At 39.7% G+C, this 20,957-nt stretch carries 18 protein-coding genes, 6 tRNA genes and 1 pseudogene; 18 read left to right on the top strand and 7 right to left on the bottom strand.

Features of this window, described 5'->3' with window-relative positions; translation table 11 throughout:
* Positions 1 to 98: 98 nt before the first annotated feature.
* The 6 genes from D8802_RS07435 (at position 99) to D8802_RS07410 (ending at position 692) form a co-directional block, all read left to right on the top strand.
* Positions 99 to 172 (top strand) — tRNA-Met (locus D8802_RS07435).
* Between the two features lie 3 nt (positions 173 to 175).
* Positions 176 to 248: transfer RNA gene (locus D8802_RS07430), tRNA-Phe, on the top strand.
* Between the two features lie 15 nt (positions 249 to 263).
* A tRNA-Gly gene (locus D8802_RS07425) sits at positions 264 to 334 on the top strand.
* A 34-nt stretch (positions 335 to 368) separates the two neighbouring features.
* A tRNA-Ile gene (locus D8802_RS07420) sits at positions 369 to 442 on the top strand.
* An 8-nt stretch (positions 443 to 450) separates the two neighbouring features.
* Positions 451 to 538, top strand: a tRNA-Ser gene (locus tag D8802_RS07415).
* Between the two features lie 66 nt (positions 539 to 604).
* Positions 605 to 692, top strand: a tRNA-Ser gene (locus tag D8802_RS07410).
* Between the two features lie 120 nt (positions 693 to 812).
* Here D8802_RS07410 and D8802_RS07405 read toward each other — a convergent pair.
* A pseudogene (locus D8802_RS07405) lies at positions 813 to 1,959 on the bottom strand (ISL3 family transposase).
* Positions 1,960 to 2,674: 715 nt separating this feature from the next.
* Between D8802_RS07405 and D8802_RS10345 the strand changes: the two are divergent.
* On the top strand, positions 2,675 to 2,887 hold the full coding sequence (locus D8802_RS10345; protein ID WP_260468407.1) for a hypothetical protein: 213 nt from the start codon (positions 2,675 to 2,677) through the stop codon (positions 2,885 to 2,887).
* An 89-nt stretch (positions 2,888 to 2,976) separates the two neighbouring features.
* Here D8802_RS10345 and birA read toward each other — a convergent pair whose 3' ends face one another.
* Positions 2,977 to 3,915 carry a bifunctional biotin--[acetyl-CoA-carboxylase] ligase/biotin operon repressor BirA gene (birA, locus tag D8802_RS07395; RefSeq protein ID WP_125395367.1) on the bottom strand — a complete coding sequence of 313 codons (939 nt, stop codon included), beginning with the start codon at positions 3,913 to 3,915 and terminating at the stop codon, positions 2,977 to 2,979.
* Positions 3,912 to 4,772: an AraC family transcriptional regulator gene (locus tag D8802_RS07390; protein ID WP_125395366.1), complete on the bottom strand. Its 861-nt coding sequence runs from the start codon at positions 4,770 to 4,772 to the stop codon at positions 3,912 to 3,914. Before D8802_RS07390 ends, birA begins: the two co-directional genes overlap by 4 nt.
* A 107-nt stretch (positions 4,773 to 4,879) precedes the next feature.
* On the opposite strand from D8802_RS07390, the gene D8802_RS07385 reads away from it, so the two are divergent.
* The 10 genes from D8802_RS07385 (at position 4,880) to D8802_RS07340 (ending at position 16,633) form a co-directional block, all read left to right on the top strand.
* The gene (locus D8802_RS07385) at positions 4,880 to 7,042 is read left to right on the top strand and encodes an alpha-galactosidase (RefSeq protein WP_125395365.1); all 2,163 of its coding nucleotides are present in this window, start codon (positions 4,880 to 4,882) and stop codon (positions 7,040 to 7,042) included.
* A 12-nt stretch (positions 7,043 to 7,054) separates the two neighbouring features.
* The gene (locus tag D8802_RS07380; RefSeq protein WP_125395364.1) at positions 7,055 to 8,305 is read left to right on the top strand and encodes an extracellular solute-binding protein; all 1,251 of its coding nucleotides are present in this window, start codon (positions 7,055 to 7,057) and stop codon (positions 8,303 to 8,305) included.
* 18 nt (positions 8,306 to 8,323) lie between these two features.
* A complete protein-coding gene (locus D8802_RS07375; protein WP_125395363.1) occupies positions 8,324 to 9,196 on the top strand; it encodes a carbohydrate ABC transporter permease in 873 nt (290 codons plus the stop codon).
* Between the two features lie 16 nt (positions 9,197 to 9,212).
* On the top strand, positions 9,213 to 10,046 hold the full coding sequence (locus tag D8802_RS07370; RefSeq protein ID WP_125395362.1) for a carbohydrate ABC transporter permease: 834 nt from the start codon (positions 9,213 to 9,215) through the stop codon (positions 10,044 to 10,046).
* Between the two features lie 207 nt (positions 10,047 to 10,253).
* Positions 10,254 to 11,696, top strand: a complete 1,443-nt coding sequence (gtfA, locus tag D8802_RS07365; RefSeq protein ID WP_125395361.1) for a sucrose phosphorylase — start codon at positions 10,254 to 10,256, stop codon at positions 11,694 to 11,696.
* A gap of 132 nt (positions 11,697 to 11,828) precedes the next feature.
* On the top strand, positions 11,829 to 13,022 hold the full coding sequence (locus D8802_RS07360) for an O-antigen ligase family protein (protein WP_025170970.1): 1,194 nt from the start codon (positions 11,829 to 11,831) through the stop codon (positions 13,020 to 13,022).
* A 143-nt stretch (positions 13,023 to 13,165) separates the two neighbouring features.
* Positions 13,166 to 13,609 (top strand): MarR family winged helix-turn-helix transcriptional regulator, encoded by a 444-nt coding sequence (locus D8802_RS07355; protein WP_125395360.1) that lies wholly within the window; start codon positions 13,166 to 13,168, stop codon positions 13,607 to 13,609.
* A 3-nt stretch (positions 13,610 to 13,612) separates the two neighbouring features.
* Positions 13,613 to 14,377 (top strand): nuclear transport factor 2 family protein, encoded by a 765-nt coding sequence (locus D8802_RS07350; RefSeq protein WP_125395359.1) that lies wholly within the window; start codon positions 13,613 to 13,615, stop codon positions 14,375 to 14,377.
* Positions 14,378 to 14,391: 14 nt separating this feature from the next.
* Complete coding sequence (locus D8802_RS07345; RefSeq protein ID WP_125395358.1) at positions 14,392 to 15,120, top strand: ATP-binding cassette domain-containing protein; 729 nt, start codon at positions 14,392 to 14,394, stop codon at positions 15,118 to 15,120.
* A complete protein-coding gene (locus D8802_RS07340) occupies positions 15,113 to 16,633 on the top strand; it encodes an ABC transporter permease/substrate-binding protein (RefSeq protein ID WP_125395357.1) in 1,521 nt (506 codons plus the stop codon). Before D8802_RS07345 ends, D8802_RS07340 begins: the two co-directional genes overlap by 8 nt.
* Before the next feature lie 90 nt (positions 16,634 to 16,723).
* On the opposite strand, the gene D8802_RS07335 is transcribed toward D8802_RS07340, so the two are convergent.
* Positions 16,724 to 17,056 (bottom strand): glucuronide permease, encoded by a 333-nt coding sequence (locus D8802_RS07335; RefSeq protein ID WP_125395356.1) that lies wholly within the window; start codon positions 17,054 to 17,056, stop codon positions 16,724 to 16,726.
* Positions 17,057 to 17,082: 26 nt separating this feature from the next.
* Positions 17,083 to 17,637 carry a TetR/AcrR family transcriptional regulator gene (locus D8802_RS07330; protein ID WP_125395355.1) on the bottom strand — a complete coding sequence of 185 codons (555 nt, stop codon included), beginning with the start codon at positions 17,635 to 17,637 and terminating at the stop codon, positions 17,083 to 17,085.
* 130 nt (positions 17,638 to 17,767) lie between these two features.
* On the opposite strand from D8802_RS07330, the gene D8802_RS07325 reads away from it, so the two are divergent.
* Positions 17,768 to 18,631 (top strand): cation diffusion facilitator family transporter, encoded by an 864-nt coding sequence (locus D8802_RS07325; RefSeq protein WP_125395354.1) that lies wholly within the window; start codon positions 17,768 to 17,770, stop codon positions 18,629 to 18,631.
* Between the two features lie 102 nt (positions 18,632 to 18,733).
* Here D8802_RS07325 and D8802_RS07320 read toward each other — a convergent pair whose 3' ends face one another.
* Both D8802_RS07320 and D8802_RS07315 read right to left on the bottom strand, forming a co-directional pair.
* On the bottom strand, positions 18,734 to 19,285 hold the full coding sequence (locus D8802_RS07320) for a restriction endonuclease subunit S (protein ID WP_125395353.1): 552 nt from the start codon (positions 19,283 to 19,285) through the stop codon (positions 18,734 to 18,736).
* Between the two features lie 43 nt (positions 19,286 to 19,328).
* On the bottom strand, positions 19,329 to 20,954 hold the full coding sequence (locus tag D8802_RS07315; protein WP_125395352.1) for a type I restriction-modification system subunit M: 1,626 nt from the start codon (positions 20,952 to 20,954) through the stop codon (positions 19,329 to 19,331).
* Positions 20,955 to 20,957: the final 3 nt, after the last annotated feature.

The following is a 20,957-nucleotide window of genomic DNA, read 5'->3' as shown; positions in this document are numbered from 1 at the left end:
GATTACCCAAGTCTGGCTGAAGGGAACGGTCTTGAAAACCGTCAGGCGTGTAAAAGCGTGCGTGGGTTCGAATCCCACATCCTCCTTTTTATTATTAACGCGGGATGGAGCAGCTCGGTAGCTCGTCGGGCTCATAACCCGAAGGTCGTAGGTTCAAATCCTGCTCCCGCAATTTGGCTCGGTAGCTCAGTTGGTAGAGCAATGGATTGAAGCTCCATGTGTCGGCGGTTCGATTCCGTCTCGCGCCATTTTATAATAGTTATGCGGGNGTAGTTTAGTGGTAAAACTACAGCCTTCCAAGCTGTTGTCGCGAGTTCGATTCTCGTCACCCGCTTTGAACTTTGTTCAAATTACCAAGTTTTTGACTTGGGCGCGTAGCTCAGGTGGTTAGAGCGCACGCCTGATAAGCGTGAGGTCGGTGGTTCGAGTCCACTCGTGCCCATTAAAGTAGGAGAATTACTCAAGAGGCTGAAGAGGACGGTTTGCTAAATCGTTAGGTCGGGTAACTGGCGCGGGGGTTCGAATCCCCCATTCTCCGTATCAAGAGAGCTGTAACGTGAGTGTGGAGAGTTCGTATAAACTTATATCTGTTAATTAATATTTTGGAGAATTACTCAAGAGGCTGAAGAGGACGGTTTGCTAAATCGTTAGGTCGGGTAACTGGCGCGGGGGTTCGAATCCCCCATTCTCCGTGATGTGATTTGAGACTCTTTGCCAACTCTAGTGGGTTGCTGAAAAGTTATATTCTGGGGAGAACCACATTGGCGCTCTCCTTTTTCGACTCTTTGTCAATTGTAGTGGGTTGAAATCAGCTAAAATGTGGAGAGGGCAATCTTAGTCTTCTCCACTTTTATGTTAAGAACGATAACAACTCGTTTCTTAAAGTCGTCAAAGTTCCGAAAGCCAGAGATATTGCGGATGAGTTTGATGAGATTATTAGTTGCTTCCAATTTGGCGTTAGAATAGGGTAGTTGAAGGGCGTTGACAATTTTCTCTTTATATTTGAGGAAGGTTTTAAAGACAGTCTGAAAAAAAGGATGAACCAGCTTGAGATTATTTTCAATGAGTTCGAAAAAATTCTCTGCCTCCTTGTTCTGAAAGTTAAAAAGCAAGAGCTGATAGAGATTGTAGTGGTGTTTCAAGTCTTCTGAATAGCTCAAAAGCTTGTCTAGAATCTCTTTATTCGTTAAGTACATGCAAAAAGTAGGACGATAAAATCGCTTATCGCTGAGTTTACGACTATCTTGCTGGATGAGTTTCCAGTAGCGCTTGATAGCCTTGTATTCATGGGATTTTCGATAGAATTGATTCATCATTTGGACACGAATACGGCTCATAGCACGGCTAAGATGTTGTACAATGTGAAAACGATCTAGAACGATTCTAGCACATGGAAAAAGCTGTTTAGCTAAGTCATAGTAAGGGCTAAACATATCCATAGTAATGATTTTCACCTGACAACGAACAGATCGATCGTATCGAAGAAAGTGATTTCGGATGACAGCTTGTGTTCTTCCCTCAAGAACAGTGATGATATTAAGATTGTCAAAATCTTGCGCAATGAAACTCATCTTCATCTCCCGATTGAAACAGTCACTCCCCTGACTGTTTCAACATCCCAGGACATAATCTCTGGAAGTCGGCTAAAATCATGTTTAAAGTGAAAGTCATTGAGCTTGCGAATGACAGTTGAAGTTGAAATGGAAAGCAGGTGAGCAATATCTGTCATAGAATTTTTTTCAACTAGTTTTTGAGCAATGATAGCACTTGAAACGGAGCTTTTTAAGGAGAATTCTGGTAGGCATGCCAGTCGTTTCAAGGTATGAAATCTTAGACGGTTTTTGAAAATCATATTTATTCAGTGATTTCCTTGTGGGTATCCATATTGAAAATATCTACACTCTTGATATTAGGGTCTTTAATGTCTAGTAATTTTGTGATGAAATGTAATAGTTCCATAAGATTCTTTCTAATGATGGTTTGGTCGCTTTTCATTATAGATCTTTTGGGACTTTTTTCTAGGCTCCATAATCTCCATAGTGGTTTTACTCACTACAGAATTATAGAGCTCTATTATCTAATGCCATTTCACTAACTTTCATACTAGAAAAAATCATAAATAGACTAGATTTAGTGGTATACTAAGGTTAGGGACTTTAAGTGGCTGGGGATAATCGAGATGGAAAATGGAGTAAAATTTCATAGTATTTTTTATAGATTTATACTATTTATCTTTGTAGTATTTCTAACTGTGATTCCAATGATCTTAGATGCAAAAAAAAGCGAATTTGCGCTTCTTTAACCTATCCTTGATTGTTGGGCAAGAGGAGTTGAGGATTGTTACAGTTGTAGTTTTGCTCCTTACTTTTCTTCTATCTTTCTTGTTTAAATGGAAATGTTCGATTCATAAAAAAGGAACTTATCTAAGAAAAATTGATTTATTTGTGGATTGGAATGCGATTAGAGGTCTTAGCCATGTCTGGATCAATGAATATCATCGTGGACCTCATGGTTTCCCGTTCTATAATCGTAAGACACTGGTTATTTATAGAGAAAATTATCAGCTGATTTGCCTTTATAATATTTCAATATTGGCCTTATATATGTGGCTAAATGTTATCATCTAGAATTGAAAACCAATATAGTCTCAGCAACGTTGGCAAGTCTCTTCAATATGGCTTTAAATGCATGCTTCTTGTACGAGATGTTTAGTAAAAATTTGGTGAATATAAAAGCTGAAGTCTTTATGTTTTGGCTGCTTTTGTATGCTGTTAAAGTTTTTGCACTTCCATTGGTCATGCTTGGACACGAAAATCACTGCTATGGGGTTTCTTTGGCACATAGCACGGCATATAAAAAGAATGCCTCGAAAGCTATTCACCTGTAAAGTGTTGGAAGGAAGCCAGCTATTTATATATCTGTTGCTTTCTACATTCAAAAAGCACTATATGTTGCTAGTTGCATATAGTGCCGTTGTTAAGTCCAGCTAGTGAGTGAGATTTCACCACTATTGAGCCAGATTTCTGTCTGGTCATCAAGCTGGATAAGGAGTTGTCCTTTGTCGGAGATGTCCTTGGCGACTCCTTTTTTTTCAGTCTGTTCTTGGATAAAACTGACTTCTCTTCCTAGAACAAGAGAGTGTTCTTTATAAAGGTAGAGTAGTTCTTCGGGTGCTGTTTGGTAGAAACAACGCCAAATTTCTGAGATTAGTTCGTTTCGTGTGATAGGAGCTGGTGGTGTAAAGAGACTTCCAGCTTTTTCTTTTATCTCTTTGGGAAAATCGCTGATGGCAAAGTTGATTCCAACGCCGATAATGACGTCTGTTACTAGGCCTGTTTCCACGGACGTCATGGCTTCGGTGAGGATACCTGCTATTTTTTTATTTTTAAAGTAGATGTCATTTACCCATTTGATATCTACTTCTATCATAGTTAGGTTTTTAATGGCTTTGTAGACTGCAGCAGCTACAAGGAGAGTATAGGATGGGAGCTTTTCATAGGGAAGGTTTGGTTGAATATGCAGGGACATATAGATCCCCCCCTGAGATGGAGAGTAGTAAGGGCGCTGAAAGCGGCCACGACCTGCTGTTTGACATGTGGAAAGATAGAGACTATTTCCCAGGCTTCCACCTTCAATACCTTCTTTTGCATCTGTTTGGGTTGATTTGGTCTCAGGCTTGTAGAGAATGGTTAAGTTGGTTTTCTCTTGAATCAAATCAGGTAGGATCAAATCGCCTTGAATAAGTTTGTAACCTTTATTTTTAATACTGTCAATCACGAGCCCTTCTTGTTGGAGGCGTTGAATTGCCTTCCATATGGATGTACGACTTAACGACAGTTCTTCTGCAATTTTTTCTCCGCTAACATAGTCGTTTTCTCTAGCTAATATTTGGTAGACTAGTTGGTGTGATTTCATTGATTTTCCTTTCTAGCTAAGAGGGAGTGAGAGAGTTCTTTTCGAGTTTGACTCGGTGTTTTATGAAAAAACTGCTTGTAGGCTTTTGAGAAATGGAGTGGATCTGAAAAACCCACGGAGTATGCAATGACTTTAATAGATTCTTCAGTATGTTCCAGAAGTTGTTGTGCACGATGCATCCGAACGTAGAGTAGATACTCTTTTGGAGAGAGTTGGTGAAATTCTTTAAACACACTAGTTAAGTAACTTCTATGAACCGATAGCTCTTTTGCTAAATCTTGAATTGTGAGTGATTGAGGGTAGTGACTATCTATCAATCGTTTGCAGTCAAGATAGAGCTGGTGGGTTGATGAAATATTCTCTTTTTTCTGATTGGGAGCAATAGTTCCTAGATGAAACATCAATTCATGAAGTTGCCCCATGATATGGAGTTGTGCTAGTTCGTTTGATTTTGTTATCTGAGCGAAACGGACAATACTATCAATGAGTTTTGCAGTTGTCTGGGTATGACAAGTTTCAGATTGGATTAAGTAGAATTGGTCAGAAATTTGAGATAGAGCAAAATAGTCAGGTGCCCTCCCTCCAGTAATCCCTAACCAGTAGTAAGCCCAAGGATCCTGGCTATCTGCTTGATAGAAGGTTAATTCATCTGGTTTTAGTAAAAAGAAATCTCCTGCCTTTAAATCAACAATTTTCCCCTTATAATGGAATTGACCTTTTCCTTTAGTAATGTAATGTAGTACATAGGTATCTCGAATAGCTGGGCCAAAAGAGTAGTTAGGCGTGCATTCTTCATAGCCGTAAAAGCTAAGAGAAAGATCAATTGTTCCAGTCTGGTATTCTGAAAAAACGAGCATGTGCCACCTCCTACCTAACATTTTACCATACTTTGTAGACATTTCTCTATTTTAGAAAGCGCTTTTATTTGATAAAATTTTATCAAGAAATCGAAGAGGTGAAATATATGGGAGTTCGAATAGAGAATAATCTATTTTACGTTGAGAGTAACGGTCTAAGTTTGATTATTGAAAATAGGGATGGGTTCTTATTATTAAAACATTTAGGAAAGACCATTAAGAACTATAGGGGTGCCAATAGTGTTTATGAACGCGATCATGCTTTTTCACCTAATCCAACAGCTACTAATCGCACCTTTAGTTTGGATACGCAACGTCAAATTTTTGGACAACATGGTTTGGGTGATTTTAGGAAACCAACTTTACAGGTTCAGCACGATGCAACTGAAGTAACAGATTTTCGATTTGTAGAAGCAAAGATTTTAAAAGGTCAGAATGGGCCACAGGGCTTACCTTCTCCTCACAGCATGGATGATACAGAGACGCTTGTCTTGATTTTAAAAGATCCTCAAGCTAAACTTAGTCTGACGCTTTATTATACTGCTTTTGATAATGATGCGACAATTGCTAGCTACAGCAAATTGGAGAATAATAGTAATCAGGAAGTTGTCATCCACAAGGACTTTTCTTTCATAGCTGATTTTCCCGCTGCGGCTTACGAAATTGTAACTCTGCAGGGTGCTTATGCTCGTGAAAAGACTGTTCGACGTCAACAGGTAGAACAAGGAATTTTTTCGATTAGTTCGAACCGTGGAGCTTCTGGGCATGCTCAAACACCAGCTCTTCTATTATGTGATCACGGAGTTACAGAGGATGCTGGGAATGTGTTTGCACTGCAACTACTGTATAGTGGAAACTTCGAAGCTTTTGTCCAAAAGAATCAGTTGAATGAAGTTCGGGTTGCTATTGGGATTAATCCAGAAAACTTTTCTTGGAAGTTAAATCCTGAGGAAAACTTTGAAACACCGGTAGCTTTAGTGACCTTTTCAGATCAGGGATTAACTGGTATTAGTCATGAAAGTCAAAATTTTGTACTTAAGCACATTATGCCAAGTAAATTTTCTAAAAAAGAACGTCCAATTCTAATCAATAACTGGGAAGCTACCTACTTTGACTTTCAGAGAGAAAAACTGTTAGAGTTGGCAGATGAGGCTAAGAAAGTTGGANTTGAACTTTTTGTATTAGATGATGGGTGGTTTGGTAATCGCTTTGATGATAATCGGGCTTTAGGTGATTGGGTTGTTAATGAGAAAAAACTGGGTGGAAGCCTAGAAAGTCTGATTTCAGCGATCCATGAAAGAGGTTTGCAGTTTGGGCTTTGGTTAGAACCTGAAATGATTTCTGTAGATAGCGATTTGTATCGCAAACATCCTGACTGGGCCATCCAGGTCCAAGGATATGAGCATACTTACTCTCGGAATCAATTAGTGCTTAATCTTGCAAATTCTCAGGTAGTAGAATATTTGAAAAATGTCTTAGATGAACTCCTCTCTCATCATAAAATTGACTACATCAAATGGGATATGAATCGTAATATTACTAACCTAGGGAATGGTTCGAACTATCTAGAGACACAAATGCAATCTCATCGGTACATGTTAGGACTTTATGAACTTGTTTCTTATCTGACAGAGAAACACAGTCATGTTCTCTTTGAGTCCTGCTCTGGTGGTGGTGGACGAAATGATCTTGGTATGATGCGTTATTTCCCACAAGTCTGGGCTAGTGATAATACTGATGCTATTGCACGTTTACCAATCCAATATGGTTCATCCTATCTCTATCCAACCATTTCTATGGGAGCTCATGTGTCAGCTGTACCGAATCATCAGATGGGACGAATGACACCATTGGAAACTCGTGGTCATGTGGCAATGATGGGAAATCTGGGCTATGAGCTTGATTTAACAAGTTTATCAGATGAGGAGAAAGCTGAGATTGCTAATCAGGTGAACTTGTATAAAGAAGTGCGGCCAGTAGTCCAGTTGGGAAACCAGTATAGGTTAATCAATCCCGATGCTGAATCCAATGAAGTAGCTGTACAATTTAACTATGGAAATCAAACGATTGTAACCTACGTCAGAGTCTTATCAGTTGTGGAAACAATGGAAACAACTTTAAAGTTAAAAGATTTGGATAAAGAGGGACTGTATGAATTACAGGAAAATGGTGTAGTTTACTCAGGTGCAGAACTCATGTATGCGGGTATTGCTATGGAGCTTCCGCAGGGAGATTATCTCAGCAGGCAGTTACATTTCATTAGAAGATAAGGAGATAAAATCATGAGATGGTATAAAAAGATGAGCTTAATTGTTACTACAGGACTCTGCCTTTTGGGACTGTCAGCTTGTAGTAGTCAAGAGGAGTCAACTGATGGCAAGGTAACGATTGAGTTTTTTAACCAGAAGACCGAGATGGCAGATACCTTGCAAAGAATAGTGGATGATTTTGAGAAGGAATATCCTAATATTGATGTGAAGTTGACAACAGTACCCGCAGCAGGTATTGTCCTAAAAACGCGTGTTTTATCAGGGGACGTGCCAGATATTGTCAATATCTACCCTCAAAATATGGATTTCCAAGAGTGGGCTAAGGCAGGTTATTTTGCAGATATGACAGGGAAATCTTATCTTGAGAACATCAAGAACGACTATGCCGAAAAGTATGCAATCAATAACAAGGTTTATAGTGTGCCTTTAACGGCTAACCTTTATGGAATCTATTACAATAAAACAAAGTTTAAAGAATTAGGACTTGAGGAACCGAAGACTTTTAAAGAATTTCAAGAGATTGTTAAAAAGATAAAAGATAGTGGAAATTCTCCATTTGCAGTTGCAGGCAATGAAGGCTGGACATTAAATGGTTACCACCAACTTTCTCTCATTACTCTTACGGGTAGTGGAGACGCGGCTAATAACTACCTTCGCTTTTCAAAACCAAACGCTATCTCTGTAGATGATGCTATTTTAAAAGCAGATGCAGAACGACTAGATTTGTTGGCGGATAATGCTCAAGATGGTTGGCGTGGTGCCTCTTATAATGATGCGGTGGTAGCATTTTCGAGTGAAAAAGCCTTGATGATGCCACAAGGATCATGGGCATTAGCGGCAATTAATCAACAGGATCCAAAATTTGAGGTGGGGATGTTTGCCTTCCCAGGAGAAGAAGTAGGAAAAGAAGTCACTGTTGGTGCAGGAGACATGGCATTATCAACTTCAGCTACTACCAAACATCCGAAAGAAACCGAAGAATTTATCAACTATATGACTAGTCCAAAAGCTATGCAGTCATACTATGATGTAGATGGATCACCAGTTGCGGTGAAAGGCATACAGGAAAAAGAAGATTCAGCGCTTGCAGATATTTCTAAACTGGCGTTTACGGATAAACATTATGTTTGGTTGGGCCAACGCTGGAACTCTGAAGAAGACTTTTTTAATCTAAGTGCAGGTTATCTGATGGATAAAAATCTGAAAAATATGGCAAACAATCTCAATGCTTTCTTTAATCCAATGAAGGCAGATTTGGACTAGAATAGGAGTTAAGATGATATGGCTATTCGAAAATTTTTAAATAAATACTGGGGTTGGACATTTTTGCTTATCCCGCTTGCTTTACAAGCGATCTTCTTTTACTTTCCAATGGTACAAGGTGCTTTCTATAGTTTGACTAACTGGACTGGATTGACCTATAATTACAAATTTGTTGGTTTGAATAACTACAAATTGCTGATGATTGATGGGAAATTCTTCACAGCCATAGCCTTTACTTTGATTTTAACTCTGGCATTGATTATTGGAGAGATTACGATTGGGATGGTTGTGGCACGAGCCTTGAATGCTAAAATGAAGGGGCAGACCTTCTTTAGAGCTTGGTTCTTCTTTCCAGCTGTTTTGTCTGGTTTGACAGTTTCCTTGATTTTTAAACAATTCTTCAACTATGGGCTTCCAACGATTGGAAAAATTTTAGGAATTAGCTTTTTACAAGAGAGTCTATTGGGGACACCTGTTGGAGCAGTAGTAGCAACTATTTTTGTTCTTCTATGGCAAGGAGTAGCAATGCCAATCATTCTCTTTCTTGCTGGTCTTCAGAGTATTCCAAATGATATTTTGGAGGCAGCATCAATTGATGGTGCAACCAGTAAACAAACTTTTTGGAAGATTGAATTGCCCTATTTATTGCCAACGATTTCTATGGTTTTTATTCTGGCTCTTAAGTCTGGTTTGACAGCCTTTGACCAGATTTTTGCATTGACGAGTGGTGGTCCAAATAATGCTACAACGTCTCTTGGACTTTTAGTCTACAACTATGCTTTCAAGAGTAATCAATATGGATATGCGAATGCAATTGCCTTGATTTTATTCTTAATTATTGGAATTGTTTCTCTTATCCAAATCAAGCTATCAAAGAAATTTGAAATCTAATAGAGGAGTCCTACACATGAAAAAAGAAGAAAAATTGAATCAGTTTTGGAAATATGTCCTCTTGATAGTCGGTGGTATTCTTATACTTGTTCCTTTGTTGGTAACAGTATTTAGTTCTTTCAAAACAACTAAGGATATCATGAATCATTTCTTTAGTTTGCCCAATCCTTTTACGTTGAGTAATTATGAACGATTGATTTCGGATGGAATTGGAGGCTATTTCTGGAATTCAGCAGTTATTACGGTGTTATCATTGATTGTAGTAGCTTTCTTTATACCAGCTGCAGCTTATTCCATTGCTCGAAATATGTCCAAGAAAAAAGCCTTTGCAATTATGTATTCGCTCTTGATCTTAGGGATATTTGTTCCATTTCAGGTGATTATGATTCCCATCACAGTTATGATGAGTAAACTCGGTCTGGCAAATATGTGGGGGCTAGTAATACTCTACCTAACTTATGCTATTCCACAGACCCTCTTCTTGTATGTTGGTTATATAAAAATCAGTGTACCGGATAGTTTGGATGAAGCTGCGGAAATCGATGGGGCTGATCGTTTTACAACTTATCGTCGAATCATTTTTCCAATGTTGAAGCCCATGCATGCGACAACTTTGATTATCAATGCTCTCTGGTTCTGGAATGACTTTATGTTGCCACTCTTGATTCTGAATAAGGATTCTAAGATGTGGACTTTACCTCTCTTCCAATACAACTACCAAGGTCAGTACTTCAATGACTATGGCCCAAGTTTTGCATCTTATATTGTGGGAATTGTAACGATAACCATTGTCTACCTCAACTTCCAAAAACATATCATTTCAGGAATGAGTAACGGGGCAGTGAAGTAAGAAAGTGCTTAGGGAATTTATAATTCCATACATAGAGGGAACAGTTCAGCTTGTTGACAATTCTATGTAGAAAACAAGAAAATAGTACTTAGTTGCTTGCAGTCTATATTAGTACGAGTTCGATGTGAACAAAAATCTAAAAATATCTTTTATTTACGAAGCCAGGTCATATGAGACTTGGCTTTCATCAGAAAAAGGAGAACATCTATGACCATTCAAAATAAAACTATGTTGATTACTTACTCAGATAGTCTTGGAAATAACCTTAAAGACTTATATGCGAATCTGGAAGAGCATTTTGGAGATGCTATTGGGGGAGTTCACCTTCTACCATTTTTCCCATCAACAGGTGATCGTGGATTTGCGCCTGTTGACTATGATGAAGTGGATCCAGCGTTTGGTGATTGGGAGGATGTTAAGCGTTTAGGTGAGAAATATTATCTTATGTTTGATTTTATGATTAACCATATTTCTCGTCAATCTAAGTATTATAAGGATTATCAAGAAAAACATGAAGCCAGTGAATTTAAAGATCTCTTTTTAAACTGGGACAAGTTTTGGCCGGAAAATCGTCCGACACAAGCTGATGTAGATTTAATTTATAAGCGTAAGGATCGTGCACCAAAACAGGAGATCGTTTTTGCAGATGGTTCAGTAGAACATTTATGGAATACTTTTGGTGAGGAGCAGATTGATCTTGATGTAACCAAAGAAGTAACGATGGCATTTATCCGTAAGACCATTCAGCACTTGGCAAGTAACGGGTGTGATTTGATTCGTCTAGATGCCTTTGCTTATGCAGTGAAGAAATTGGATACTAATGATTTCTTTGTGGAACCAGATATTTGGGATTTGTTGGATAAAGTCCGAGATATAGCAGCTGAGTACGGTGCAGAGCTATTACCTGAGATTCATGAACATTATTCGATTCAATTTAAAATAGCGGATCATGATTACTATGTTTACGATTTTGCCCTTCCAATGGTAACCCTTTATACTCTTTACAGTTCCAGAACAGAGCGCTTGGCCAAGTGGTTAAAGATGAGCCCGATGAAGCAATTTACGACACTAGATACCCATGATGGGATTGGAGTGGTGGATGTCAAGGATATCCTGACCGATGAGGAAATTGACTATGCTTCAAATGAGCTCTATAAGGTTGGAGCGAATGTCAAACGTAAGTACTCTAGTGCAGAGTATAACAATCTAGACATCTACCAAATCAATTCAACCTACTATTCTGCTCTTGGAGATGATGATGTCAAGTATTTCCTCGCTCGTCTGATTCAAGCTTTTGCTCCAGGCATTCCTCAGGTTTACTATGTGGGTCTATTAGCAGGAAAAAATGACTTGAAATTATTAGAAGAAACCAAAGAAGGTCGAAATATTAATCGTCATTACTATAGCAACGAGGAAATAGCAGAAGAAGTTCAACGTCCTGTGGTGAAGTCTCTTCTCAATCTATTTTCTTTCCGTAATCGGTCAGAGGCCTTTGACCTAGAAGGGACTATTGACATTGAAACACCAACAGCTCACAGCATTGTAATCAAACGTCAAAATAAAGATAAGTCCGTAACAGCAGTAGCAGAAATTGATTTGCAGAGTCAGACCTATCAAGTAGTGGAAAACGGCAGAAACATTCAGTTCTAGTGCTATATTAATGAAAGAGTTTTTTTGTGGCGAAAACGTGTTCATTGTTCCCAAATGACGGAAAAAATGGTAAAATTAAAAGATAGTTTAGCATTTATCTTCTGGAGAAATCCAGAACAGAAAGGATCCGTTTTGAAATCAATTGGATTACTGGATAAGATAAGAGGGCTTTCGAAAAAAGATTTCTTTTTGTATTTGATGATCATAAGTATCTTTTTACCTTTTTATTTGTTCTTAGCCCTCTTTGCTTTATATTTGATAGGTTTACTTGTTACTGGGGAGATGAAGGGAATTATCAAAGGATTGGCCAAACATCCTGTACTTCTCTTTTTTATTGCCTACAGTAGTATCATCTCTATCGTCGCCAAGAACTGGCTTGGATTGGTTGCATCTTTACTGATGTTTCTCTTCCTCATTTTCTTTAGTTTTTACCAGAAACGTCTGACACATGCTTTCTTTCGACTGATACTGCAGACAATCTTGTTTGGTAGTGTGCTCTCTGCTGTTTTTGCTACTTTGGAGCATTTCCAAATTGTAAAGAAATTTAACTACGCCTTTCTTTCGCCTAATATGCAAGTATGGCACCAAAACCGTGCAGAGGTAACTTTCTTTAATCCGAACTACTATGGGATTATCTGTTGCTTCTGTATCATGATTGCCTTTTACCTCTTTACAACGACGAAGTTAAGATGGTTGAAAGTCTTTTGTGTCCTAGCAGGTTTTGTGAATCTTTTTGGTTTGAATTTTACGCAGAATCGAACAGCCTTTCCTGCCATCATCGCTGGTGCAATCATTTATCTCTTTACAACTATTAAAAACTGGCGCGCCTTCTGGCTCAGTATTGGAGTTTTTGGGATTGGACTTTGTTTCCTCTTCTCAAGCGATTTGGGTGTCCGTATGGGAACGCTAGATTCTTCAATGGAGGAGCGAGTTTCAATCTGGAATGCGGGTATGACTTTGTTCAAGCAAAATCCGATCTGGGGTGAGGGTCCACTGACCTATATGAATTCTTTCCCGAGAATCCATGCACCTTATCACGAACACGCGCATAGTCTTTACATCGATACTATTTTAAGTTATGGTTTGATTGGAACCATTCTCCTATCCATTTCTTCGGTGATCCCGGTTCACATGATGATGGATATGAGTCAGGAGTCTGGCAAACGACCAATTATCGGTCTTTATCTCTCCTTCCTTACAGTAGTCGCTGTACATGGAATTTTTGACTTGGCTCTCTTCTGGGTTCAGTCAGGATTCATCTTCTTGTTGGTTATGTGCAGTCTACCACTGGAACATCGAACTTTGGTGTCCGAAATGACAGATTAAGTTAATAAATAGTGAAGATCTTTTACTCTAGGTAGGAGGTCTTTTTTGTTGGTGGAAATTATTTCTAAATCGAAATAGTTGACAGATGGAACGAGAGATGTTACACTGAAAACAATTCGATATAGAAATAAATTGGAGAAGTCATGAAAGATAGTCATTTAGTAGCCCATCATATTCGTTTGTTGAATGGGCGGATTTTTCAAAAGTTACTGAGTCAGGATCCTGATGCTCTTTATCGGAGTGAACAGGGAAAGATTCTCACGGTGTTATGGAATAGTGAGACAGGTTGCGCTACAGCCACAGATATTGCACTGGCGACTGGTCTTGCTAACAATACGCTCACAACCATGATAAAGAATCTTGAGGAGCAAAACCTGGTCATCATTAGCCCATGTGGAATAGATAAGAGAAAGAAATATGTCAAGTTGACAGAGCAGGGTTGGTCTCAGAAAGAAGTTGGTCATCGCATCAGTCAAAAGTTGGATGCTATTTTTTATAAAGGCTTTTCAGAGGAAGAAATTCGTCAGTTTGAAAGTTATCAGGAACGTATTTTGGACAATCTGAAAGAGAAAGCAAATGAGGAATAAAATATGTCAAAACAAGTGAAAAATGCTCACAACCTATACATTCATGCTATTCAAGATGGACGAGTTGCTGAGGCTCAGGCCCAGTCTGTAGGAGATACCTACATTCAACACTCGACAGGAGTGCCAGATGGGAAAGACGGGTTTGCGACTTTCTTTGCAAATTTCTTTGAGCGCCATCCCGAGCGTGAGATGAAAATTGTTCGCACTATTGAGGATGGCAATCTGGTCTTCGTCCATGTTCATCAATATCTCAATGGTGGGGAAGCTCAATGGGTGACGACGGACACTTTCCGTTCGGATGAGAATGGTCGTATCGTAGAACATTGGGATGTTATTGACTACTATCGAACACCTGAAAACGGCCAATTAGACCAGATTTTTGGAGATTTTGAGATCAATGATCTGGATAAGACAGCAGAAAATAAAAAAACAGTTCGCCGTTTCTTGACAGAAATTTTCCAAAATGGCGAACTAGAGCAGTGGAGTGATTATGTGGCAGAAGATTTGATTCAGCACAATCATGAGATTAAACAGGGAAGTGATGCTTATAAAAACTATGTGGCTGAACATGAGGTTACTTTCGACTTTGTTTTCCAGCTTTTGGGACAAGGAAACTATGTGGTCAGCTATGGCCAGACTCAGATTGATGGCGTTGCCTATGCCCAGTATGACATCTTCCGTTTGGAGAACGGCTTGATTGTTGAGCATTGGGACAATAAGGAAGTCATGCCTGAGGTAGAAGACTTGACTAACCGAGGAAAATTTTAAATTGAGGACTAAGAATGATTGAATACAAGAATGTAGCGCTACGCTACACAGAAAAAGATGTTTTGAGAGATGTCAATTTACGGATTGAGAATGGGGAGTTCATGGTTTTAGTTGGACCTTCTGGGTCAGGTAAGACAACCATGGTCAAAATGGTCAACCGTCTCTTAGAACCGACTGATGGAAATATTTATATGGATGGCAAGCGCATCAAAGACTATGATGAGCGTGAACTTCGTCTTTCTACTGGTTATGTTTTACAGGCCATTGCTCTGTTTCCCAATCTAACAGTGGCAGAAAATATCTCCCTGATTCCTGAAATGAAGGGGTGGAGTAAGGAAGAGATTGCGAAGAAAACAGAAGAGCTTTTAGCTAAGGTTGGTTTACCAGTAGCTGAGTATGGGCATCGCTTACCTAGTGAACTATCTGGTGGAGAACAGCAACGGGTCGGCATTGTTCGTGCCATGATTGGTCAGCCTAAGATTCTCCTCATGGATGAACCTTTTTCAGCCTTGGATGCTATTTCGAGAAAACAGTTGCAGGTTTTGACGAAAGAATTGCATAAAGAGTTTGGGATGACAACGATTTTTGTGACCCATGATACAGATGAAGCTTTGAAATTGGCGGACCGTATTGCTGTTTTGCAGGATGGAGAGATTCGTCAGGTGGCGAACCCTGAGACCATTTTAAAAGCTCCTGCCACAGAATTTGTAGCAGACTTGTTTGGAGGTAGTGTTCATGACTAATTTGATATCAACTTTTCAGGATCGTTTTGGTGACTGGGTAACAGCCCTATCTCAACATTTGCAGTTGTCACTTTTGACCTTGTTGCTGGCTATTTTTATTGCTATTCCCTTGGCTGTTTATCTTCGCTATCATGAGAAGTTGGCAGACTGGGTCTTGCAGATTGCAGGGATTTTCCAGACTATCCCGTCTCTGGCCTTGTTGGGACTCTTTATCCCCTTGATGGGAATTGGAACCTTGCCTGCTTTGACAGCACTAGTGATTTATGCGATTTTCCCGATTTTGCAAAATACCATCACGGGGCTAAAGGGAATTGATCCAAGTCTGCAAGAGGCTGGGATTGCCTTTGGGATGACTAGATGGGAGCGTCTCAAGAAGTTTGAAATTCCACTTGCCATGCCTGTTATGATGTCTGGGATTCGGACGGCAGCGGTCTTGATTATCGGTACGGCAACCTTGGCAGCCTTGATTGGAGCAGGCGGACTGGGTTCCTTTATCCTTTTGGGAATTGACCGTAATAATACCAGTCTGATTTTGATTGGGGCACTTTCTTCTGCAGTGCTTGCTATTGCCTTTAACTTCCTACTAAAAGTGATGGAAAAAGCAAAATTGCGGACGATTTTCTCTGGTTTTGCCTTGGTGACCATATTGCTCGGTCTGTCTTATAGTCCAGCCCTCCTAGTTCAAAAAGAGAAAGAAAACTTGGTGATTGCTGGGAAATTGGGACCAGAACCCGAAATTTTGGCTAATATGTATAAGTTACTGATTGAAGAAAATACCAGTATGACTGCGACTGTGAAACCGAATTTTGGGAAAACAAGCTTCCTCTATGAAGCTCTGAAAAAAGGGGATATTGATATCTATCCTGAATTTACGGGTACGGTGACTGAAAGTTTGCTTCAACCAGCACCTAAAGTGGGGCATGAGCCAGATCAGGTTTATCAAGTGGCGCGTGATGGCATTGCCAAACAAGATCATCTAGCCTATCTCAAACCTATGTCTTATCAAAATACCTACGCTGTAGCTGTTCCGAAAAGGATTGCTCAAGAATATGGCTTGAAGACCATTTCGGACTTGAAAAAAGTGGAAGGACAGTTGAAGGCAGGTTTTACTCTCGAGTTTAATGACCGAGAGGATGGAAATAAGGGCTTGCAATCAATGTATGGTCTCAAGCTTAATGTAGCAACCATGGAGCCAGCCCTTCGCTATCAGGCGATTCAGTCGGGCGATATTCAAATTACGGATGCCTATTCGACGGATGCAGAGTTGGCGCGCTATGATTTGCAGGTCTTGGAAGATGACAAACAACTTTTCCCGCCTTATCAAGGGGCACCACTCATGAAAGAAGATCTTCTCAAGAAACATCCTGAGTTGGAGACAGTTCTCAATAAATTGGCTGGTAAAATTACTGAAAGCCAGATGAGCCATCTCAACTACCAAGTCGGTGTTGAAGGCAAGTCAGCAGAACAAGTAGCCAAGGAGTTTTTACAAGAACAAGGTTTGTTGAAGAAATAAATGGAGAGGAAAGCCAGTGGTAGTCACTAGCTCCCTTCTTTAGCAGACAAAATCCCATCTCGTCTATAATTCGAGATGGGATTTTTAATGTTAGAGTAAGATAAACAAGAGAGCAATCAAAGCCGCTAGTGTGCCCCTTATAATGTGGTGCGATATATGTTGATTTTCTTGCTGTCGCCCGTTCCAGTAGGCACCATAGCAGACGATACTCGAACCCACAATCCATAGAAGAATGGTTGCAACTGGAACGAAGTAAAAGATGGCTAGAGCCAGAGATGTGAGGCAACTGCCGACCAAGATGCACGTGTTTCCCAGACTGTAGTTCTTTTGTTTCATGGCTGAAAAAGTAGCAGCAAGGTGAAGCAATGAGAAGGCGAGAGCTAGTACAATTGTTAGTATTCCTAGAATCATCGAAGTTAACATAGTTTGTTCCTTTCTGAGTTTCAGGCTTAGTTATCAAGTGGAGTTGTAGAGGTCATCTCTATTACATCAAGGTAAAATCTCACCACTTGGTCTTCGGTATAAGATTTTCCTTTTTTTAGCCACCAGGTCAGTGTTTCGATAAAGTTGGTTACTACAAAATGTTTGAGGTAGGAAGCCGGAATGTTTGGATAGGCCTCTTGCAAGTCATCCGCCACCATGGGATAAACGTGGTGTTCGAGTTCCTTGTGTAGTTGGCGAAGGAAGTAGTCGTTTTTGGAAAAAAGGAGACTGGTGACATGGTCCTGGTTTTTCTGAAAATGTAAAAAGATATGTGCGAGGTAGTCCTCGGTAGTAAAGTGTCCTTCTCTTTCAAAGAGATGATGAAAGAGGTAGCGACAGAGCTCATCTAAAAGGAGTTCCTTACTCTCGTAGTGACAGTAAAAAGTAGAACGTCCAACATCTGCTAGGTCAATGATATCCTGAACAGTAGTGGCATCATAGCCTTTGTCGTTCAAAAGTTGTAGAAAAGCTTGATAAATGGCTTTTTTCGTCTTACTAACCCGACGATCTCTTTTTGGCATATAGACACTTGATACAAACTGTTCAGAACTGAACAAGGCTGACAGTTTGCTTCTATCCTTTCTTTGGATTTTATTAGATAATACAAATGAAAGAAGTATATATACCTATTATACCAAAGGAGGGAGAGAAATGAGTTCTAAAACATCTATCTGGCTAGCCTTTTTCTTGAATCTATCATTTTCTGTTGTCGAATTTATTTTTGGAGGCATCTTCAATTCAAGTGCTGTATTAGCGGATGCGGTTCATGATTTGGGCGATGCTCTTGCCATAGGCTTATCAGCTTGCTTGGAAACTATTTCCAATCGTCAGGAAGACAAACGTTACACTCTTGGTTACAAACGCTTCAGTCTGCTAGGCGCCATGCTAACTGCCTTAATCCTTTTGACAGGATCTGTCATGGTGCTCTTGGAGAATATCCCTCGTCTCCTATCCCCTCAGCCTGTCAACTACCAAGGGATGCTGTGGTTGGGGATTCTTGCGATTCTTATTAATCTCTTGGCTAGTCTAATCGTTCGTAAGGGTCAGACCAAGAACGAAGCTATCCTGACCTTGCATTTTCTAGAAGATATTCTAGGATGGCTAGCGGTCATTCTGGTTGCTGGTGTTTTGTATGTGACAGATTGGTACTTTCTTGATCCACTCTTGTCTCTTTTAATTTCTAGTTTTATCCTCTGGAAAGCCATTCCTCGCTTTTGGTCAACGCTTAAGATTTTCTTAGATGCTGTGCCAGAAGGGGTCGAGACAAGTGATTTGGAGAAGGATTTAGAGGCTCTACCCAATGTCAAAAGTGTTAACCAACTTAGTATTTGGTCCATGGACGGTCTAGAGAACAATGCTGTTGTCCACATTTGTGTCAAGGACTGGGAGCAGATGATGGAAACCAAAGAAGTGGTGCGTCAATGTTTAGAAGAAAGAGGCGTGCAGAATATCACTATTAAAGTAGATAGCAGTCAAAGCAATCATGCGCAACATAGGCGGAGGGTGTCCAGATAACAAATACTTATCTGGACACTATCATTAAGGTATAAAGAACCGATCGTATAAGAAATCGGTTCTTTATTTCTTATCCAATTTCTGTGTTTTGTCTAAGGGGCGCTATAACCTCATTAACTCTAGCTCACGCTGTTGAAGGGTAATGAACTGGTCCAGCTCTTGGAAGAAGGAACCAATGGCGGCTTGTTCAGGGAGGGTGGGGATAGGAATAGAAATTTCCATTACCTTTGTTTTAGAGATATTAAATCTAGAAATCCCTTGAGCAAGCAACATAAATTTTTTTCTAATTTCTGAAGAACGCAACATGAATGCTAAATAATATAGGTCAAATACGTTTTTCTCTGGACGATAGCCAAAACAGAAACTATTCAAATATATGTTTTCTTCTTCTCCTAACCATATTGAACTCATTCCTACCTCTTTAGGAGTTTCTGACGAAGTAGTAAATAAAACGTCTCCATAATTAACAACAGATTGTTTAGTATCTATCTCAATACTATCAAAACCATTTAGATCAGCTATCGCATTATTAAATACATTAACATATGTTATAAATTTTGCCTCGCCATGACCGAAATCTTCTTTGGTTTTACCTGATAATCCTGTAAAAGTTTCTCCCACCTCCCCCAACTTCCGCTGTTCCCAAGCGTTCATCTGTCCTTGGTTCCAGCAAAAAACTGCTTCAATAGGAAGCAGTTCAGCATTTTTTATCCTTGAGGAGCTCTACAAACTTTGTTAGTTCGTTTTTTGCTTCCTCAGTTGTTCCTTCCAGTTCTCCTAAAAGTTTAAAGAGACTAGCTGAGGTTGCTTCTATTTCAGCTCGGACTTGGGTTAATTCTTGTGCAACTTCTGACAAAGGAACTACTTCTTCCTCTTCAAAAGTATCTACATAACGGGGAATATTGAGATTATAGTCGTTCTCCTTGATTTCCTCAAGACTAGCCACATGAGCATACTTATCGACATGTTCACGTTCATGATAAGTCTCAATGATTTTAGTTATGTTATCTGCTGTCAGCTTGTTTTGGTTTTTTCCTTTTTCAAAATCACTGGACGCATCGATAAACAAAACATCCGAGCATTCACCACGTGCTTTACGACCTTTAAAAACAAGCACACAAGTCGGAATACTAGTTCCATAGAAGAGATTGGCAGGCAGACCAATAACAGCGTGGAGAAGATTCTCATCAATAATCTTTTGGCGAATCTTCCCTTCAGCTGCTCCCCTAAAGAGAACACCATGCGGAAGCACAATTGCCATCGTTCCATTACTTTCCAAATGGTAAAGACCATGCAGGATAAAAGCGTAATCCGCCTTAGAAGCAGGAGCAACACCAAACTTAAAACGTGAATCTTTGGAACGATCAATACTCTTAATCTCCCACTTTTGCGAATATGGTGGATTGGCTACAACAGCGTCAAACTTAAGCGGAAGTTGAATACCATCTTTTTCAGCAAAAGGCCAATCCGTATCTAGTGTATCTCCCCGTTTGAGATTCATATTGCGATAGTTAACACCATGCATCATTAGGTTCATACGCGCAAGGTTATAGGTAGTAGTATTGAGTTCTTGACCGTAAAAGTCAACACTACCTTCACGCTCCCCTTTTGGCAACTCTTTTTGTACTGTTAAGAGTAAGGAACCTGAACCCATCGTAGGATCATACACTCGAAACTGATCATCATTTTCCTTCGCATCCACTGTGACAAGTTTTGCCAAGATTTGACTGACCTCATGTGGCGTATAAAACTCACCGCCTTTTTTCCCAGCATTAGCTGCAAATTGACCGATAAGATACTCATACACATCTCCCAGAATATCGCGCCCAGACTCATCCTTGAAGCTAAACTCATGAATCATGAGAACAATATCGTTAAGTGCCTTGGCGCGCTCGTTAGTGCTCGAACCCAATCGGGTATCCCCAAGATTGATATCTGAAAAGACATTTGCAAAATCTTGCTCGGCCATGGGATTACGCTTAGCCTGTGTCTCAAAAGAGTCAAACATATCTTGGAAATCGCTCGCCTTGATCCGATGGTTTTCGATTTTAGCTACTAAACGCTCCCAGGTATACTCTGGCTTAATCGCATAACCAAGATTACTACTAATATCTTCTAAGTAGTCTTCTTGTTCTTCTTCGTCTATCACATCGTAAAACTCTTCCAGACCATTTTGAGCCAAATAGACATCTTGGTTTTCAGATAGATAACGATAGAACATAAAAGGAAGGATGTAATTTTTATACTCACTAGCGTCCATCGTCCCACGTAGTTTATTGGCCATTGCCCAAAGTTTTGTTGTAATGTCATTTGCTGTACTCATACG

This window comes from Streptococcus oralis (assembly GCF_003943395.1).
GTDB classification, from domain to species: Bacteria; Bacillota; Bacilli; order Lactobacillales; family Streptococcaceae; genus Streptococcus; species Streptococcus oralis_BF.
The sequence above is the reverse complement of the archived record's forward strand: the minus strand, read 5'-3'. Positions and strand labels throughout refer to the sequence as shown.

Coding starts and splice junctions, on each gene's coding strand:
- D8802_RS07340 (WP_125395357.1), top strand. CDS start 15,113: ATGACTAATTTGATATCAACTTTTCAGGATCGTTTTGGTGACTGGGTA.
- gtfA (WP_125395361.1), top strand. CDS start 10,254: ATGACCATTCAAAATAAAACTATGTTGATTACTTACTCAGATAGTCTT.
- D8802_RS07320 (WP_125395353.1), bottom strand. CDS start 19,285: ATGAACGCTTGGGAACAGCGGAAGTTGGGGGAGGTGGGAGAAACTTTT.
- D8802_RS07325 (WP_125395354.1), top strand. CDS start 17,768: ATGAGTTCTAAAACATCTATCTGGCTAGCCTTTTTCTTGAATCTATCA.
- D8802_RS07345 (WP_125395358.1), top strand. CDS start 14,392: ATGATTGAATACAAGAATGTAGCGCTACGCTACACAGAAAAAGATGTT.
- D8802_RS07370 (WP_125395362.1), top strand. CDS start 9,213: ATGAAAAAAGAAGAAAAATTGAATCAGTTTTGGAAATATGTCCTCTTG.
- D8802_RS07315 (WP_125395352.1), bottom strand. CDS start 20,954: ATGAGTACAGCAAATGACATTACAACAAAACTTTGGGCAATGGCCAAT.
- D8802_RS07355 (WP_125395360.1), top strand. CDS start 13,166: ATGAAAGATAGTCATTTAGTAGCCCATCATATTCGTTTGTTGAATGGG.
- D8802_RS07335 (WP_125395356.1), bottom strand. CDS start 17,056: ATGTTAACTTCGATGATTCTAGGAATACTAACAATTGTACTAGCTCTC.
- D8802_RS07375 (WP_125395363.1), top strand. CDS start 8,324: ATGGCTATTCGAAAATTTTTAAATAAATACTGGGGTTGGACATTTTTG.
- D8802_RS07380 (WP_125395364.1), top strand. CDS start 7,055: ATGAGATGGTATAAAAAGATGAGCTTAATTGTTACTACAGGACTCTGC.
- D8802_RS10345 (WP_260468407.1), top strand. CDS start 2,675: ATGGCTTTAAATGCATGCTTCTTGTACGAGATGTTTAGTAAAAATTTG.
- D8802_RS07390 (WP_125395366.1), bottom strand. CDS start 4,772: ATGCTCGTTTTTTCAGAATACCAGACTGGAACAATTGATCTTTCTCTT.
- D8802_RS07350 (WP_125395359.1), top strand. CDS start 13,613: ATGTCAAAACAAGTGAAAAATGCTCACAACCTATACATTCATGCTATT.
- D8802_RS07330 (WP_125395355.1), bottom strand. CDS start 17,637: ATGCCAAAAAGAGATCGTCGGGTTAGTAAGACGAAAAAAGCCATTTAT.
- birA (WP_125395367.1), bottom strand. CDS start 3,915: ATGAAATCACACCAACTAGTCTACCAAATATTAGCTAGAGAAAACGAC.